Source organism: Planococcus sp. APC 3906, from assembly GCF_030407685.1.
Lineage (GTDB): Bacteria > Bacillota > Bacilli > Bacillales_A > Planococcaceae > Planococcus > Planococcus koreensis.
The window spans coordinates 160,095-176,367 of the sequence record NZ_JASDCW010000003.1 but is presented as its reverse complement, the minus strand read 5'-3'; the positions used below and the strand labels follow the sequence as shown (position 1 = coordinate 176,367).

Here is a 16,273-nt window from a genome sequence, read left to right as displayed (position 1 = left end):
GAAGCTATGAGACGGGTGTTTTTCCCGGCTCATAGCAAGAGCCAAGGTGGTGCCGGGCACTTTCGGCAACTCCTTTGCGACGAGCTTGCGCAGGAGCAATAATCTTTGCTCTGCCCAAAGCCGCCGAAGCGTTATATTATTCCATTCTTCTCTAGTTTAAACACAATAGCAAAAGGAGGCACAAAATCGGCCTCCTTCTCGCGATTTATTTTGATTGGTCGTCCATTTTCAGGATGGCCATGAATGCTTCTTGTGGTACTTCTACTGAACCAACTTGTTTCATGCGCTTTTTACCTTCTTTTTGCTTATCAAGAAGTTTGCGTTTACGAGAGATATCGCCGCCGTAGCATTTAGCGAGTACGTTTTTGCGCATGGCGCTGATGGTTTGGCGGGCAACGATTTTCTGGCCGATCGCTGCTTGGATCGGCACTTCGAATTGCTGGCGAGGAATCAATGTTTTTAGTTTGTCGACAATGACTTTGCCGCGTTCGTATGCGAAGTCGCGGTGGACGATAAAGCTGAGTGCATCGACTTGTTCAGCGTTCAACAGGATGTCCATTTTCACCAATTTCGACTCTTTATAGCCAATGAGCTCGTAATCGAATGACGCATAGCCTTTTGTACCGGACTTCAATTGATCGAAGAAATCATAGACGATTTCGGCAAGCGGCAATTCGTAGACGATGCTGACGCGTGTTGCGTCGATATAGTCCATTGTCAGGAAGTTGCCGCGTTTTTTCTGGCAGATTTCCATAACGGCACCGACGTAATCATTCGGCACCATGACCGTCGCTTTTACGTATGGCTCTTCAACCACTGCGATTTTCTGTGCATCCGGCATCATGGCAGGGTTGTCTATTTTCAAGATTTCCCCGTCCGTCATGTGGACGTCATAGATAACACTCGGTGCAGTGGTGATCAAATCGATATTGAATTCGCGCTCGATGCGCTCTTGGATGATTTCCATGTGCAATAGCCCCAGGAATCCACAGCGGTAGCCGAAGCCAAGCGCTTGGGAAGATTCCGGCTCGAATTGCAGCGCAGCATCGTTCAATTCCAGTTTTTCTAGTGCATCGCGCAAATCGTTGTATTTGGATGTATCGATTGGATACAATCCGCAATACACCATCGGGTTCAAGCGGCGGTAGCCAGGCAGCGCATCGGTCGCCGGGTTTTTCGCCAGTGTGATGGTGTCGCCGACTGTCGAATCGCCGACATTTTTGATGCCGGCTGAGATAAACCCGACATCGCCAACTGTCAATTCTTCCAATAATAAGGCGTGCGGTGTAAAGACGCCTGTTTCGATGACATCGAACTCTTTGCCTGAAGCCATCATTTTGATGCGGTCTCCCGGTTTGACTGTACCTTCAACAATACGGATATACGCGATGACGCCGCGGTAAGGATCGTAAAGCGAATCAAAAATCAACGCTTTTAGCGGTGCGCTAGGGTCGCCGGTCGGAGCCGGAACTTTTTCCACAATCTGTTCCAGAATATCTTCAATGCCGATGCCTGCTTTTGCTGATGCGAGAACCGCTTCTGAAGCATCAAGCCCGATCACTTCTTCGATTTCTTGGCGGACGCGCTCAGGATCAGCGGCCGGCAAATCGATTTTATTGATGACTGGCAGGATTTCGAGCTCGTTGTCCAGCGCCAAATAGACGTTGGCCAGCGTTTGGGCTTCGATGCCTTGCGCCGCATCAACGACAAGAACTGCTCCTTCACAAGCTGCGAGGCTCCGTGAAACTTCGTATGTGAAATCGACATGTCCCGGAGTGTCGATCAAGTGCATGATGTATGTTTCTCCGTCTTTCGCTTTATAATGCAACTGTACAGCATTCAGTTTGATCGTAATGCCGCGTTCGCGCTCCAAATCCATGGAGTCCAGGGATTGCGCTTTCATCTCACGGGAAGTCAGAGCTTCCGTTTTTTCCAATATGCGGTCTGCTAATGTAGACTTTCCATGGTCGATGTGTGCGATAATGGAGAAGTTACGGATTTTGCTTTGGCGTGCTACTCGTTCCTCATGATTCATTCTCTTCACTCCTATATAAACTACTTTGAATTATAGCAGTAGAGCAACTATTGAGCAATGAAAGCCTGTTGAAATCATTTTAGTGTCAAGGCAAACTTCTTTGCACGTATCTATTGCAATCCGTTCCGCGATTTGATAAAATAATTCATGTTGTATAGAGACATAAAAGACAAGAGGCCTTCGCGTCTCTGTTCCTATTTGTCTAGGAGGTGAAATACATGCCAAACATTAAATCTGCTATCAAACGTGTTCGCACGAATGAAACGAAAAACGCTCAAAATGCTCACCAGAGATCAACTATGCGTTCTACTGTTAAAAAAGCTGAGCAAGCTCTTCTTAACAAGGATGATAACGCTAGCGACTCTATCAAAGCGGCTATCAAACAGGTGGAAAAAGCAGCTTCTAAAGGTCTTATCCACAAAAACACTGCAGCTCGTAGAAAATCTCGCTTGATGAAACAAGCGTAAAAGACGAAAGACCGGTTCCCTTGGGAATCGGTCTTTTTACTTTGTCTTTTTATGAAAGCTGGGCTTTGCTGCGCGGCTGTTTGCGCTTCATCAGGAAAAATTCCAGAATGCGTTCGCGGTTGCCGCTTTGCGTCTTCAGCTGCAAATCGATGTCTGCCAAATCGTTGAGCACTTCCAGCAAGCGCTGCTCCGGAATCTGCTGGCGCTTTTCAACCAAGAGCTTGACCCGATAAGGATGGGCTTTCAGCTGCTTGGAAATCTGCTGGGCATGGTAGCCTTTTTTCTGCAGGTAAAACACGTGGACCATGAAGCGGATCTGCGACGCCAGCAAAGCCGTCAGCGCAACCGGCTCTTCTTTCTGCCGGATCAAATCGTAGTAGACGCTTAGCGCTTCAGAGATATTGCCATCCAAATAGGCTTGCAGCATTTTGAAAGCGTCCTGTTCCAGCGTCCGGGCAGTCATCCGTTCGATCAGTTCGATCGCGATTTCTTCTTCTGACCCGAGATACAATGCCATCTTTTCAATCTCCGACGACAGCAGCGTCAAATTCGTGCCCGCCATTTCGATGAGCCGCTGCGCCGAACGTTTCGAAATCGCTTTGCCGTAGCTTTTGGCTTCGTGCTCAACCCACACTTCAAGATCGTTCGCCTGAAGCGGTTTCGCTTCGATCATCACCGCATGCTGCTTCATGAGCTTGGTGACTTTTTTGCGTTCATCCAATTTCTCATAAGGCGCAACAAAAATCGTCACGGAGCTGGATGGCGGATTTTCAAGCCACGTCTCCAACATCTTCAAGTTATGGTCGATTTTTTCTTTGCCGCGTTCAGCTGCCCGCAAAAACGATGCGTTGCGCGCGATGATCAATTTCCGGTCGCTGAAGAACGGAATCGTGTCCGCTTCATCTATGACATGGTCGACCGGCACTTCATCCAAGTCGAAATTGATGAACTCCGGTTCGCCGTCGGTCAATTTTTCTTTCAATAAATTCAAGGTTTTTTCAATGAAATAACTTTCTGTCCCCGCAATGACATAAACAGGATCGATCTGTCCGCTGCGGATGGCTTTCCATACTGAAGTGATCATGGATTGCACCCCCTCCTTCTACTATAAAGGATTTTCGGCTTGCATGGTAATTTGACATTTTTGTGTCGGCTCCTTTTTTACGCTAATTAGTTTAACTTCAATCTAGATTTTTCCACACGCTTCACTTATAATTAGAGGGAATTAGGAGGGGTAGCAATGAATGAATTTGAACAGAATGTACAGTCGAAGCGCAACGACGCAATAGACGCTGGAATGGGGTTTGTTGTTTCATTCGGTTTCTTTGCACTTATCTTTATCACTGCGGCTGTCGTACAATTCGTAGCTCGATGAATAGAAAAAAAGGTCTCCGCATCTGCGGAGGCCTTTTTATTTTATGGAATCTTATTTTGTTTCCTGCTCTTTTTGAGGAGCATTGTTTTTCAGCAAGACTTTCAAGCCCTGGCCCATATCCGATGCCAGTACGTAATTGCGGTCTACGAATACACCCCATACATCGGCTTGGTCCGGCGTGTATTGCCCGATCTGTTCAGGCTTGCTCGGGTCCGTAATGTCGACTGCATAGACGCCGCCGGCATAATGGCTCAAGTATAATGTGTTGCCATGGACTTTCGGATCGTGGACGGTATTGGCGAATGTCGGCCCGTCTTCGACTTTCTCGGTCAAGTCCGTTTTAAACTCGCTTAAAAGCTTTGGATTCGATTTGTCTTTAATATCGAAGATGCGCGTATAGCCGTACGATTTTTCATATCCTGGCCGTACCGGACTGGACACTTCACGCGTTTCGATCAGCACATTGCCGCCTTTAGCCAGTGCTGCAGAATGTGCCGCCCCTTGCTGTTCAGAAGAGAAATCCGTGCGTCCGACAAATACCGGGTTTTCGGGATCTTTGATGTCAAAGATGACCGTTCCCAGGTCCCACATGGAAACATAAGCGAATTGCGCGTTATGGTCCGTGATGACACTGTGGTTGAAGACGGCTCTTGATTTGCCGTCCGGAGCGTTCCAATTATAGCCGTTGAACGAATCCGGCACTTCCGGCAATGAACGCGGATCAAACTGCCACAATGTTTCCGGCTCTGCCGGATTCGAAACGTCGACAATCTGGAAATCTTTTTGTTCTCCGCCACTATAGAAATCTGCATATGGATTCGACGCAAATACCAATGCACGATCACCTTGCATTGTCAGGTAAAGTTCATGGGTGCCGCGAGTGGATGCATACGTTTCCCAATAGCCGAGTTTTTCCGGGTTGGCAGGATCGGTTACGTCGTACAGCAAGAATCCGCCTGACGTTTCAGGATTATTCCGATTGAGCTGCTGCACGCTGACTACTGCCAAATCCCCTTTGAAATGTGGGGTATCGATGCTCTTGACGATGACTTTTTCCTGCCAAGAGCCTGGCACATCATCATGGCCGAACACAGCCACTTCTTTTGGATTGGAAGGATCTTTTAAATCGAATACCCGGACGCCGCCGTTTCCACCATTGGCCGTATGAGTTCCGAGATAGGCATAGCCTTTATGGGCATAGACATCAGCTGTATTATTCTGCACGCCGTTAAGTTCCTTGAGTTGAGCGGCCGCTCCTTCTTTCAGGAACGAAAGATTTTTAGAGCCATTGATGCTTGAATCGCTTAAATTAATCAATTCTTCATTGGAGAAAACACTGCGTTCCCCCTTCGACAAATCACTGCCATCCAACGCATCGTGGGCAAGAACCCCTGGTGCTGCCGACAATACAAGAAGTGCAGCTAAAGAAACATTCAAAAACGGTTTTTTAATGCTCAATATTTTTCCTCCTAATGTATATTATTTTATATTTACCAAATATAGTATATTAGGAAGAAAACGATAATAGCAATACTTTGAAAGTCTAATTATTTAAATATTTAAAAAATAATCTATTTGGCACATCCTCCTTCATTTCAAATGACACAGAAAATAAGCCGAAATTTTTTATTAAAAAGGCTTTTAAGAAAAAAGAACTATCTCCGATTATGCGTAGGAGATAGTTCTTTTGCAGAGCTTCATTCTAAAATTAACGTTCATAAATTTTTTTAGAACCTGGGTTATACCGGATCAGCTATCTTGAATCTTTGGATGGCATGCCTGCAAACTTTTTGTGCTCCTGCTTCACCATTTCGATGAATTTCCGTTGTTCTTCTTCATGCTTTTTCAACAAAGGGATATTGGAATCCTCTTTCAAATAGCGTCCCACCCGATTATTATGCCAAATAATATGGCTATAGCGGAAATCGTCGGCTAATTCAATGAACCACTTTTCTTCAGCCAATAATTTTACATTCTTCTCTAATTTCGTGTCGTTTGTAAAAAAGTCTTCGATTGCATTGCTTATCTTACTCGCTGCCAGTTCTGAAACGAAGAAACCCAGAAGCCTTCCGATTGCAACCGCTACTTGGTACAACACCGCTAAAAGTAATTCCGCCATTTCCGCATCCATCCTTTGCAAGATCAAACCTCAATACATTCAGTATACATTTATCCCCAAAATATGGAATACCGTTTTTGGAGGCTAATAAAAAAAAGACAGCCGGTAAATTTTCTGCCGCACCGCCTCTTTGCTATTCACGTATTTCAACTATCTATTTTTAACGCATTTTCCGGAGTTCCCACTCACCGTCCACGACTTCCACTTCAATGGTGCCACTTTCCGCTGTATTCAACACCGGCAGGTTCAAGGCTTGAAAACGCTCCACCACATCAGGGTTCGGATGCCCATACCGATTGTCTTTGCCGGTGGAGAAAATCGACAGCTTCGGCATTGCCGCTTCCAGAAATTCTTGGCCGCTGGACGTTTTGCTGCCGTGATGGCCGACTTTCAAGATGGTCAATCCTGCCAGTTCTCCGCTATAAGCTTCAACGATTTTTTTCTCACCCGCCATTTCCAAATCGCCGGTGAACAGCACCCGGAAACCGTTGTTTTCCAAAAGCATCACCAACGAATCGTCATTGCCGCTGTATTCGGCATCAGCTGGAGACAAATAATGGAATCGGGTTTGCCCTTCCATCCAGCCGCTGCCGCTTATGGGATAGCTCAGCTTCGCCTCACTGGCATCCTTCGCCAGCTCCTGCATGAGCGGCGTTGTTTGTGAGCCTGGTGTCAGATGGAGATTGTGGATCTGCAACGCCTTGAATAATTCGTCGGCCCCTTCGGCGTGGTCCGCATCGGCATGGCTGAGGACCAGCAAGTCGACCGACGAGATGCCTTTTCCTTTTAAATAAGGCACGACCACTTGCCTGCCAATTTCGAATGGACGCTCTTTCATGCGGAATTCTTCTGTGCCGAAGCGCAGAAGCCCACCGGTATCGATTACGTAGACGGCTCGCCTATGGGGCAGCTCAATCATCGCACTGTCGCCTTGGCCGACATCCAGGAAAGTCACTTTCAGCGCTGGATCCAGATATGGCATAGCCGTAAATAAAGCGGCTGGCACAAGCACAATCAATAGCTGCCTCGCATGGAATCTTTTTTCGGCAAGACCGTAAAACAGCAAAACGCTTGCCATGAGGCCCATTGCCAGCCATGGCGCCGGACGCCCTGGATTCCACATCTGGTGCGGCCACGATGCAAGCCAAGCCATCCCGTCCCCGATCCATTCTCTGCCAGGTCCATATATGAAGAACAATGCATCCGCAGCCGGCGGGAACACCAGCGTCAACCCGAGTGCCAGCAAGTTAACCGGCAGAATGACCAAGGTATAAAGCGGCACAAAAAGACTGTTGACGGCAAAAGCCGAAATTGAAATTTCGTAAAAATGGAACAGCAAAATAGGATAAAGCGTCATTTGTGAAATTGCTGTAATCAGCAGCCCTTGCTCAAAAGCAGATCGGCACCTTGCCAACAGCTGCCGCGAGTAGATGATGCCGAACGCCGCACCGTATGATAATTGAAAACCGATATTGTAGATCGCATACGGGTTCCAGATGACAAAGAAAAGGAAGCTTCCGAGCAGCACGCAGGACGCTGGCAATCGGATATTAGCGAGCTTGCCCGCCAATACTAAACTGACCATACAGACAGCACGCAGCACGGAAGGGGCACCTCCCGCCATGATGGCATAAAGCGGCAGCATGGCCAACAGCAAGAGCAGCGCGGATTCTTTGCGGACGCGCAGCCGGACCAGCAAAAAATAAGCTAGCCCTGCAACAATCGCGACATGCAGACCGGATATCGCAAAGAGATGCGTGATGCCAAGCGTCTGGTAAATCTGCCTTTCTTCGATGCCCATCCCCCGCTGCTCACCGATCAGCAACGCTTCCGCTTCAGTGGCGAGTTCAGCAGGAAACGACGCGTTGATATGCGCGCCCAGCTTTTTCCGCTGCTGCAGCATCTTGGCGTAAAACGTATGCTGGGCTTTAAACGCTTCAATCTTTTCAATTGTCAGCATCGCTGCAGCGCCGTTCGTTTCCAAGTAGCGGGCCATATTGAACGAGAACCGGTGCGAAGGTTCCGCCACTGACTCAAACGCACCAGCAACAATCAGTTTTGAATCCGGCAGCGCCGCTTGTGCTTCCGCTTTTTCTTCTGCATCTTTGAACCGGTAAGCGGCGTAGACTTTTTGCCCGCTTGCCAGTTCCGCAAAGCCGCGCAAGCTATCGCCGTCAATCGTGTAATTGCCCGCAAAATCCAGTTCTCCACTGTATGCTGCGGCTTTGATGACAGTTGGAACGCGCTGCTCCTGCAGCATATAGACACAGATCGTTATTGCCAATATGTGAATGAAGAGTTTCGCTCCTTCATGCTTCCAGAACATCCAACAAAAAAGCAGCCCGATGAAGACAAGCTCTTTCGCTGTTTCATGGGCTGCATAGGTGGCAATGACGACTGCCGCTGCATTGTATAGAAGAAAATTTCCGCTTACACTTCCACTTCTCCGAATAATTCATTCACCCGTTCAGTAAAATGGGCCAATTCTTCTTCGGTGCTGCCTTTTTCCCGCAGCTTTTCAAGCATTTCCATGTAGAGCCTGTTTTTTTCGACGCTCAGGAAATCGATTTTGCGTTCGTCGAACATCACTTGTATGACTTCCACGCCCGCCTGCTCGAATAATTCAATCGCATAAGAGTGATTTTTATAATCGGCCGCATAATACAAGCGGGCGATGCCTGCCTGGATGATTGATTTCGAGCATTGCAGGCACGGGAAATGGCTGACGTACATGTCTGCCCCGTTGACGCTGACGCCATATTTCGCACATTGCAATAAGGCGTTCATTTCCGCATGGATCGTGCGTACGCAATGGTTGTCCACAACGTAGCAGCCTTGGTCGATGCAATGGTCGCCGCCGGAAATGGAACCGTTATAGCCCCCCGCCATGATGCGGCGGTCACGGACGATTGTCGCTCCGACGGCTAGGCGTGTACATGTGCTTCTAAGTGCCAGCAAATGGCTTTGCGCCATGAAAAATTGGTCCCAAGTTATTCGCTTCATCTGATTGCCTCCTGCTTGTCTGTATAAAATAAGTTTAGCAGAGGGTGGATTTTCGTCAACCGTCCATCCGGCTCAAATCCTCTTATCGGACCGTTATGCCGTCTTTCAATTGTTCAAAAGATTTATCGCCAATGCCCGTAACATCCTTCAAATCCTCGATTTTTTCAAAATTGCCGTTTTCGGTCCGATATGTGATGATGGCTGCGGCTTTTGATGGCCCGATGCCTGGCAGTTCCATTAACTCCACATCGGTGGCCGAGTTGATATCAACCAAACCGCTAGCAGGGCCTGCTGCTGGCCCGGTCTGTACCGGACTGGCTAAAACGGGCAATTCTTCACCTATAGCTGGTACATATAACACCATTTCATCCTGGACTTTCAACGCAAGATTGATGGCCGTCGGATCGGCGGTTTCCAAAAAGCCGCCCGCCGCCGCTATGGCATCCTGGGCTCGGGCGCCTGCTGGCAGTTCAAATACACCTGGGCTTGCCACTTGCCCTTTAATATCGATCATGATGGTTTCTGGAAGTGCATCCTGCTGGGTGGGGGTTTCCGTCTGTTGGGGCGGTTCAGCTTGAATTTGTTCAAGAGTTTGGGCCGGCACAAGTTCCGGCTCGCTCTGGGGGATGAAAAGGTAGATGGCCAAAGCCATGGCTGCAGCTGCCGGGATGGCAAGCCAGCCTAATTTTCCGCGAAGCTGGGATAGGTTCAGCGGTGAGCGCTCCTTTCACAAGGAGGCAATTAATGAAGCTGTCTGAATTGTATACGAATTACCAGGTGCTGTCTATCGATTTTTAGGCTGCTGATCTGCAAAAGCGCATGAAAAAACCCGCAGGCTTGCCGCGGGTTCTGTTTCTGCTTATTTGATTGCGTGGAAAAAGATGCGTTCGCTTTCTTCATCCGGGCTTTGCCCCGTGAAGTCGGCCGTTATTGATTCCACTTGGAAACCAGCCTGTTCCAGCCAAGCTTGATAGGTTTCTATCGGAAACGTCCGTTGCTCATGCGTTTCTTCAAAACGTTCGAACGTTTCTCCGTGGCGCATGAAAAACGTGATGTCATGGATGACGCTATTTGCATGGGCGCCCTTTTCCGTATGCCAAATATAAGCGACGTTTTCGCCGTCCATGACAAACGGGCTGTCCATATAGATATCGTTTATTTTAAAAAGAGAATGGATGTCGAAGAAAAGATGTCCACCTTCATTTAAAGCGGCATGGACTTCAGCGAACGTCCGCTTGACTTCTTCTTCCGTTTCCAAATAATTAAGCGAATCGATGGCGATCGTCACGGCATCAAAGCCGCCGATGCCTTCTAAATTGTCCATCGACAATTGCAGCACCGGAATCGCCAAGTTTGCTTCTTGGAAGCGATTGCTCGCAATCGCCAGCATGTCTTCCGACAAATCGCTCGCCGTCACATCGAATCCGACTTCGCTGAAAAGCTGCGAAAGGGTCCCGGTCCCGCAAGCCAGATCGAGGAGTTTCCCCGATTGGACATGGGACCCGACCCATTCGACATACTTTTCGTACGGAATATCTTCCATCAGTTCATCATAAACTGACGCAAATTTCCCATACCTCATATTTCCATTGTCGGCGCTTCTCTCCAGAGGCGCTCAAGGTTGTAATAATCACGCTCGTCTTTATGGAATACGTGAACCACTACATCGCCGATATCAACAAGAATCCAGCGCGCAGAGTCAAATCCTTCCACACTTTTCACTTCGTTTCCTGCTTCGTGGGATTGTTCAATCACAGCACGCGCAATTGCTTGCACTTGGCGATCCGAGTTCCCTGTACAGATGAGGAAATAATCCGCCAATAGCGAGATGCCTTCCATATTCAAAACTACAATATCCTCGGCTTTTTTGTCTTCTACGGCATTATAAGCCATTTGGAGTAAAGTTTGTTTAGTCATTCTTTCACTTTCCCTTTCTGTTTCGTGAAGTATTCGTAACACTTCAATGAATCCGGAAAAACCGGTTGATTTTTTGATACAAGAAATTCGATGGAATGTTTGATGCAGACTTCCATCATAACATCCAATCCTTGTTCTTTTAATTGTCGCAATTCATCGACTCCGGTGAATTTGCGGTTGGGCTCGACCATGTCTGCAACATAAATGATTTTTTCCAGGTCAGACATGCCTGCCCGCCCTGTTGTATGGTAACGGATGGCGTTCAAGACATCTTCATCGTTCACGCCGAATTCGTAGCTCGCGACATATGCCCCGACAGGCGCATGCCATAATTCCGCATGGTAATCGAGCAATAGCGGATCCATTTTCTGGGAAATGATCACTGATTGCATCCATTGCCGATCCGAGAACTTCGCGACATCGTGCAAAATGGCTGCCACTTGCACTTTTTCTTCCGGCACATTGAAACGCTTCGCCAATTCCACTGCTGTGCCGAGCACGCCTAGAACATGATTATAACGGTTTTCAGGAAGGCGTTTCTTCACCTTCTGCAACATTGCACTCTGGTCCATATAACCGCTCCTTTCGAATAAAAGCTTCCACTTTTTCCGGTACGAGAAATGAAATTGTCCTGCCTTGCGCCATTCTGTCGCGGAGCATCGTCGATGACAAATGCATTTCCGGCGAATCAATCATCCGCACTGGGTACGGGGTCGTGTTTTCATAGCCTGGCCGGCTGATGCCGATAAAACGGACCAGCCTGGCGAGTTCATCAATCCGGTGCCAGGAAGACAGGTCGGCGATGCTGTCGCCGCCGATGATAAAGTAAAATTCGGTGTCCGGTTCGAGAGCCATCAATTTCAGCATGGTGTCGTACGTATACGAAACACCGCCTTGCCGGATTTCAAAATCCTCTACACGGAAACCCGCATGGCCATCAATTGCCAGACGGGCCATTTCCAGTCGTTGGCCAGCGTTTGCACCGCTCACTTCTTTATGGGGTGCGATGAAATTGGGCATAAAGCGAACTTCATCAAGCCCAATGGAGTGAAAAGCTTCATTGGCCATAATCAGGTGGCCGAGATGAGGAGGATTGAATGTTCCGCCCAATATCCCGACTTTTTTCATCCTTTTCTAGGCAGCTCGATGCGTCTATTATTGACCGATGGCTTGTAAAGGACAACTGTATGGCCGATCAATTGCACCAATTCTGCCGCCGTTCCTTCAGACAATTGCTTAGCAACGTCATGTTTGCCATCTTCGTTGTTTTGAAGAATGCTGATTTTCACCAATTCACGGGCTTCCAATGCTTCTTCAATCTGGCGCAGCATCGCTCCGTTGACGCCGCCTTTTCCGACTTGGAAAATCGGGTCTAAATGATGCGCTTCACTGCGCAAAAATCTTTTTTGTTTACCTGTTAACATAAGTGCCTCCTAATTTTTCCGTAAGAATTCTAATCATTTTTTCTGTATCAGGGCTTACTCCCGTCCATTTCTCGAACGCGATAGCGCCTTGGTAGACGAACATGCCGATGCCGTTCAATGTCCGGCATCCTTTTGCTTCAGCCGCTTTCAAAAACGGCGTCTCAAGCGGGTTGTAAATAATGTCTGCAGCAAGGGTTCCGGCTGCTGCATGGTCAAGCGACAAAGGCAGCCCTTCATCTTCAGCAAGGCCGACAGAAGTGGTCTGGATAATAGTGCTGAATTCCGCAAGCGAAAGTTCAGCATCCCTCAGCGTCACCGCGTTTCCGTTCATGGCTTCCGCCAATTCCTCGGCGCGCCGGAACGTGCGGTTGGTGATGGTGACCGAGTCGAAGCCTGCTTTTTTCAAAGCGAAAGCGATTCCTCTAGCCGCCCCTCCCGCACCAATGACGAGCACTTTTCCTTCAAGGTCCGGCTGCTTCGCCATCAGCGAACGCACAAAGCCGTCGCCGTCCGTATTCCAGCCCGTTGTCCGTTTGCCATTGAACGTGACCGTATTGACTGCGCTCATGGAAATGGCCGTTTCGTCGAGATTATCGAGCAGCGGGATAATGGCCTGTTTATGGGGCAGCGTCACATTAAAGCCGCTGATGCCCAATGTTCTCATAGCATGGAACACTTTTTCAAGTTCGAATGGTTCCGTATGGACCGGAATATAAGCCGCATCGATGTTGTGCTCTTCAAACCATTGTTCGTGCATGAACGGAGACAGCGAATGTCCGATCGGATCTCCGATGACCGCATACCATTTTTTCATCAAAATCCCCCTAGATTAAGGATGGCCGCAAAATAACTTCCACGCCTTTCGGAGCGTATGCGGCAATGACTACATTTGGATGCTGGACCGTAATCCAGCCAAGCCCTGAAAATACAATGTCGGTCTTGCTGTCTTTCACACGGAATTCATGGCGCACCAATTCCGGGAAATCGTCTTTGAATTCCGCGGATGGCGGCGCCAGCATTCCGCCTAGATGCTGTTCATACAAAGCATCTGCATTTTCCAATTTCGTGCGGTGTATGGTCAAATCGTTGGCAACATGGACCGTGAAGGAAGAACGGTCGCCTTTGATGAAATCAAAACGGGCCAAGCCGCCAATATAAAGCGTTTGTTCCGGATTAAGCTGGAAAACGCGCGGTTTGATTTCTTTTTTCGGCATGATCATTTTCAAATCTTCTGTATGCAGAAAATGTGCCAATTGATGATGGTTGATGATTCCTGGCGTGTCGAAAAGCGAGTTTTCGTCATCCAACGGGATTTCAATCATATCAAGCGTTGTTCCCGGAAAATGGGAAGTCGTAATGATATCGGAATGCCCAGTCGACTGTTTGATGATGCGGTTGATGAATGTCGATTTCCCGACATTCGTGCTGCCGACAACATAGACGTCTTTGCCTTTTCGGTAATGTTCGATCGCTTCCATCGCTTCAACGATGCCAGTGCCTTTATGGGCGCTGACTGTCAGCACATCAATCGGTTTCAAGCCAAGTTTTTTTGCTTCCTGTTTCATCCAATTGATCAATTTATGCTGCTTGACCGATTTTGGCAATAAATCCGATTTATTGGCAATCAGCAAAATGTCATTGCTGCCGACAAATCGATGGAGCCCTGGGAGCCAGCTGCCGTTAAAGTCGAAAATGTCGACGATTTTAACGATCAGGCCTTTTCTTTCGCCAAGGCCGTTTAAAATTTTCAAGAAATCATCATCCGTCAACGAGACAGGCTGAAGTTCGTTGTAATTTTTCAATCTGAAGCAGCGCTGGCAGATGATTTCTTCTTTATCTAAGGAAGATGGCGGTGCGTAGCCCAATTCTCCCGGGCGTTCTGTCTGGATTAATGCACCGCATCCGATGCAATTTGGCATTTCGTTCAATTTTCTTCCTCCCACATGATCTGGCCTTTATCTTTCAGTTTCTTCATGATTCTGCGTTCTACCAATCGGTTGAAACGGGTAAAAAAGCCATCGGACTGGGCCACTGGCAACACAAGAATCGTATGGAGCTTGTTGAGGTTGCCGCCGAAAATATCGGTCAGCATCTGGTCTCCAATGACCACAACGTGTTCACGGCTGACATTCATCAGCTTGAGCGCTTTTCTGAATGCCCGGCCCATCGGCTTGCGAGCCTGGTAGATGAACGGGATGCCGAGCGGATCAGCAAAGGATTTCACGCGCAGCTCGTTGTTGTTCGAAACGATGACCACTTGGATCCCTGCCTCTTTCATCGAGCGCAGCCAATCGATCAGCATCGGTGTAGCTTCCGGGCGGTCCCATTCCACCAGCGTGTTATCGAGGTCGGTGATGATTCCGCGGATCCCTTTGTCCAATAGCATTTGCGGTGTGATATCAAACACTTTTTTTACATATTGGCTTGGTACGAATTTATGGTACATAATTGACAACTCCTGTTTCTAGCGACTTAATTCAACTGATTATAACATATGCGCGAGGGCTTCTCCCACCCTGACCGAATTTCCATTCTGCACATTGCTGCTGAACTCGACTTTTCCGCGTTCAAAAAACAGCACGACGGTTGAACCGAAACTGAAATAAGCGGCTTCTTCACCCTTTTTCCAGCTCGTGCCGAAGTTCGTCAGCTCAATCGAGTTAACGAACATGGCGCCCACTTTCACCATCAGGAGCCGACCGCATTCGCTGTCGAGTTCGGTGATCATCCGGTAATTGCCGCTGATCGGGGCCTTGCCGTATTGCAGCCCCGCCTGGTTCACCGGATACGATTTTTTCCCCAAAACATATTGCTTGAGCACAGTTCCATCGACTGGGCTATGGATGCGGTGGTAATCGGCTGGCGACAAGTACAGCACAATGTATTTTCCGCCGCGGTAGAAATCAGCCAGTTCCGCGCTGCCCAGCAGATCTTCCAACGAATATTGCTGGCCTTTCACTAAGAAATGGATGTTGTCATCGAGATCGCCGGCAATTTCCACTTTTGCATCGACAGGGGACACCACGGCTTGCTCTGACATCGGACGCCGGTCTTTTTTCAGCTGGCGAATAAAAAAGTCGTGCAATGTCGGAAACGAATTCACATTTCCGTCAACATCCGCCATATCTATTTTATAGGTCTTAATATACCCTGGAATCGCCTTGCGGCTCAGCCGCGACTGGGCGAAATGTTTAATCAGGCCGGAAGTTACCGGCCCATTTGTCAATTCAATTGAACGCTGGTAAAGCTTCTTCTTCACACAGACACCTCCGTTGCTTAAAATAGTCTACCATTTTTTGGCCTTAGGCAGTATAATGAACTAAAGAAGTTTATGACAAAGGAGTGTTTTCCAATGCTACTCATAGAACGGATGGATCACACAATTAAAAAATTGAGATCCCAAGCCGCAAACATGATCACGATTGGCAATATGGCTTTTGGCGGCGCGTCTTTAATGGCAGCGCTTAACGGCTATTATAGCTTTAGTGTTTTATTTATTTTCATAGCCGCATTTTTAGATCGTTTCGACGGCATGGTCGCCCGGAAGTTCAATCAGGAGTCCGAACTCGGAAAACAGTTGGATTCCATGAGCGACATCATCTCGTTCGGAGTAGCCCCGGCAATCTTGATGTACGAGCTTGTGCTTGCAGATTTCGGCATTGCGGGCATGGCATTCACAGTCATTTATATCGCAAGCGGCGCGTTCCGCTTGGCACGCTTCAACATTTCAGAGTCTACCGGCTATTTCACCGGCTTGCCGATTACAGCTGCAGGCACCGTTGTCACATTATCCTATTTCGGCTTAGCGGTCATTCCGCCTGTCGCTTATATGTTCTTGTTCTTGCTGTGCTCGTTGTTGATGGTCAGCACATTCACTCTTAGAAAAGTATAAAAGCTGGAAGCGGCTCCTTTGCCGCTTCCAGCTTTTTTTGT

At 48.1% G+C, this 16,273-nt stretch carries 19 protein-coding genes; 3 read left to right on the top strand and 16 right to left on the bottom strand.

The features are described from left to right. Positions 1-205 precede the first annotated feature (205 nt). On the bottom strand, positions 206-2,035 hold the full coding sequence (gene lepA, locus QMA09_RS03545) for a translation elongation factor 4 (RefSeq protein WP_135500735.1): 1,830 nt from the start codon (positions 2,033-2,035) through the stop codon (positions 206-208). 218 nt (positions 2,036-2,253) lie between these two features. On the opposite strand from lepA, the gene rpsT reads away from it, so the two are divergent. After that, the gene (rpsT, locus tag QMA09_RS03540) at positions 2,254-2,502 is read left to right on the top strand and encodes a 30S ribosomal protein S20 (protein ID WP_135500734.1); all 249 of its coding nucleotides are present in this window, start codon (positions 2,254-2,256) and stop codon (positions 2,500-2,502) included. Positions 2,503-2,551: 49 nt separating this feature from the next. Here the strand turns inward: rpsT and holA are convergent, their stop codons facing one another. Then, positions 2,552-3,586, bottom strand: coding sequence for a DNA polymerase III subunit delta (gene holA / locus QMA09_RS03535; protein ID WP_290212035.1), 1,035 nt, complete (start codon positions 3,584-3,586; stop codon positions 2,552-2,554). A gap of 156 nt (positions 3,587-3,742) precedes the next feature. Between holA and QMA09_RS03530 the strand changes: the two genes are divergently transcribed. After that, positions 3,743-3,877, top strand: a complete 135-nt coding sequence (locus QMA09_RS03530; RefSeq protein ID WP_135500732.1) for a YqzM family protein — start codon at positions 3,743-3,745, stop codon at positions 3,875-3,877. Positions 3,878-3,928: 51 nt separating this feature from the next. Here QMA09_RS03530 and QMA09_RS03525 read toward each other — a convergent pair whose 3' ends face one another. From QMA09_RS03525 to QMA09_RS03460, 14 genes are all read right to left on the bottom strand, one after another. Then, positions 3,929-5,335 (bottom strand): LVIVD repeat-containing protein, encoded by a 1,407-nt coding sequence (locus tag QMA09_RS03525; protein ID WP_483313539.1) that lies wholly within the window; start codon positions 5,333-5,335, stop codon positions 3,929-3,931. Between the two features lie 295 nt (positions 5,336-5,630). Beyond that, the gene (locus tag QMA09_RS03520; RefSeq protein WP_290212034.1) at positions 5,631-5,996 is read right to left on the bottom strand and encodes a hypothetical protein; all 366 of its coding nucleotides are present in this window, start codon (positions 5,994-5,996) and stop codon (positions 5,631-5,633) included. A gap of 160 nt (positions 5,997-6,156) precedes the next feature. Then, complete coding sequence (locus QMA09_RS03515; RefSeq protein WP_290212033.1) at positions 6,157-8,256, bottom strand: DNA internalization-related competence protein ComEC/Rec2; 2,100 nt, start codon at positions 8,254-8,256, stop codon at positions 6,157-6,159. Between the two features lie 170 nt (positions 8,257-8,426). Further along, on the bottom strand, positions 8,427-8,999 hold the full coding sequence (locus tag QMA09_RS03510; RefSeq protein WP_290212032.1) for a ComE operon protein 2: 573 nt from the start codon (positions 8,997-8,999) through the stop codon (positions 8,427-8,429). 82 nt (positions 9,000-9,081) lie between these two features. Continuing rightward, on the bottom strand, positions 9,082-9,651 hold the full coding sequence (locus QMA09_RS03505) for a helix-hairpin-helix domain-containing protein (protein ID WP_290212031.1): 570 nt from the start codon (positions 9,649-9,651) through the stop codon (positions 9,082-9,084). A 207-nt stretch (positions 9,652-9,858) separates the two neighbouring features. Beyond that, the gene (locus tag QMA09_RS03500; protein WP_290212030.1) at positions 9,859-10,581 is read right to left on the bottom strand and encodes a class I SAM-dependent methyltransferase; all 723 of its coding nucleotides are present in this window, start codon (positions 10,579-10,581) and stop codon (positions 9,859-9,861) included. Next, a complete protein-coding gene (gene rsfS / locus QMA09_RS03495; protein WP_135500726.1) occupies positions 10,578-10,916 on the bottom strand; it encodes a ribosome silencing factor in 339 nt (112 codons plus the stop codon). The genes QMA09_RS03500 and rsfS overlap by 4 nt, the downstream gene beginning before the upstream one ends. Beyond that, positions 10,913-11,488, bottom strand: a complete 576-nt coding sequence (yqeK, locus tag QMA09_RS03490) for a bis(5'-nucleosyl)-tetraphosphatase (symmetrical) YqeK (protein WP_290212029.1) — start codon at positions 11,486-11,488, stop codon at positions 10,913-10,915. The genes rsfS and yqeK overlap by 4 nt, the downstream gene beginning before the upstream one ends. Beyond that, entirely contained in the window at positions 11,442-12,044 is a 603-nt protein-coding gene (locus QMA09_RS03485; RefSeq protein ID WP_135500724.1) for a nicotinate-nucleotide adenylyltransferase, read from the bottom strand. Before QMA09_RS03485 ends, yqeK begins: the two co-directional genes overlap by 47 nt. Then, entirely contained in the window at positions 12,041-12,340 is a 300-nt protein-coding gene (yhbY, locus tag QMA09_RS03480) for a ribosome assembly RNA-binding protein YhbY (RefSeq protein ID WP_135500723.1), read from the bottom strand. Before yhbY ends, QMA09_RS03485 begins: the two co-directional genes overlap by 4 nt. Beyond that, entirely contained in the window at positions 12,327-13,154 is an 828-nt protein-coding gene (gene aroE / locus QMA09_RS03475; protein ID WP_290212028.1) for a shikimate dehydrogenase, read from the bottom strand. Before aroE ends, yhbY begins: the two co-directional genes overlap by 14 nt. 10 nt (positions 13,155-13,164) lie before the next feature. Then, complete coding sequence (gene yqeH / locus QMA09_RS03470; protein ID WP_290212027.1) at positions 13,165-14,268, bottom strand: ribosome biogenesis GTPase YqeH; 1,104 nt, start codon at positions 14,266-14,268, stop codon at positions 13,165-13,167. After that, a complete protein-coding gene (locus tag QMA09_RS03465; RefSeq protein ID WP_277751533.1) occupies positions 14,265-14,789 on the bottom strand; it encodes a YqeG family HAD IIIA-type phosphatase in 525 nt (174 codons plus the stop codon). Before QMA09_RS03465 ends, yqeH begins: the two co-directional genes overlap by 4 nt. Positions 14,790-14,825: 36 nt before the next feature. Further along, the gene (locus QMA09_RS03460) at positions 14,826-15,599 is read right to left on the bottom strand and encodes a phosphatidylserine decarboxylase (RefSeq protein ID WP_135500719.1); all 774 of its coding nucleotides are present in this window, start codon (positions 15,597-15,599) and stop codon (positions 14,826-14,828) included. 93 nt (positions 15,600-15,692) lie between these two features. On the opposite strand from QMA09_RS03460, the gene pssA reads away from it, so the two are divergent. Continuing rightward, positions 15,693-16,232 carry a CDP-diacylglycerol--serine O-phosphatidyltransferase gene (pssA, locus tag QMA09_RS03455; protein WP_135500718.1) on the top strand — a complete coding sequence of 180 codons (540 nt, stop codon included), beginning with the start codon at positions 15,693-15,695 and terminating at the stop codon, positions 16,230-16,232. Positions 16,233-16,273 lie beyond the last annotated feature (41 nt).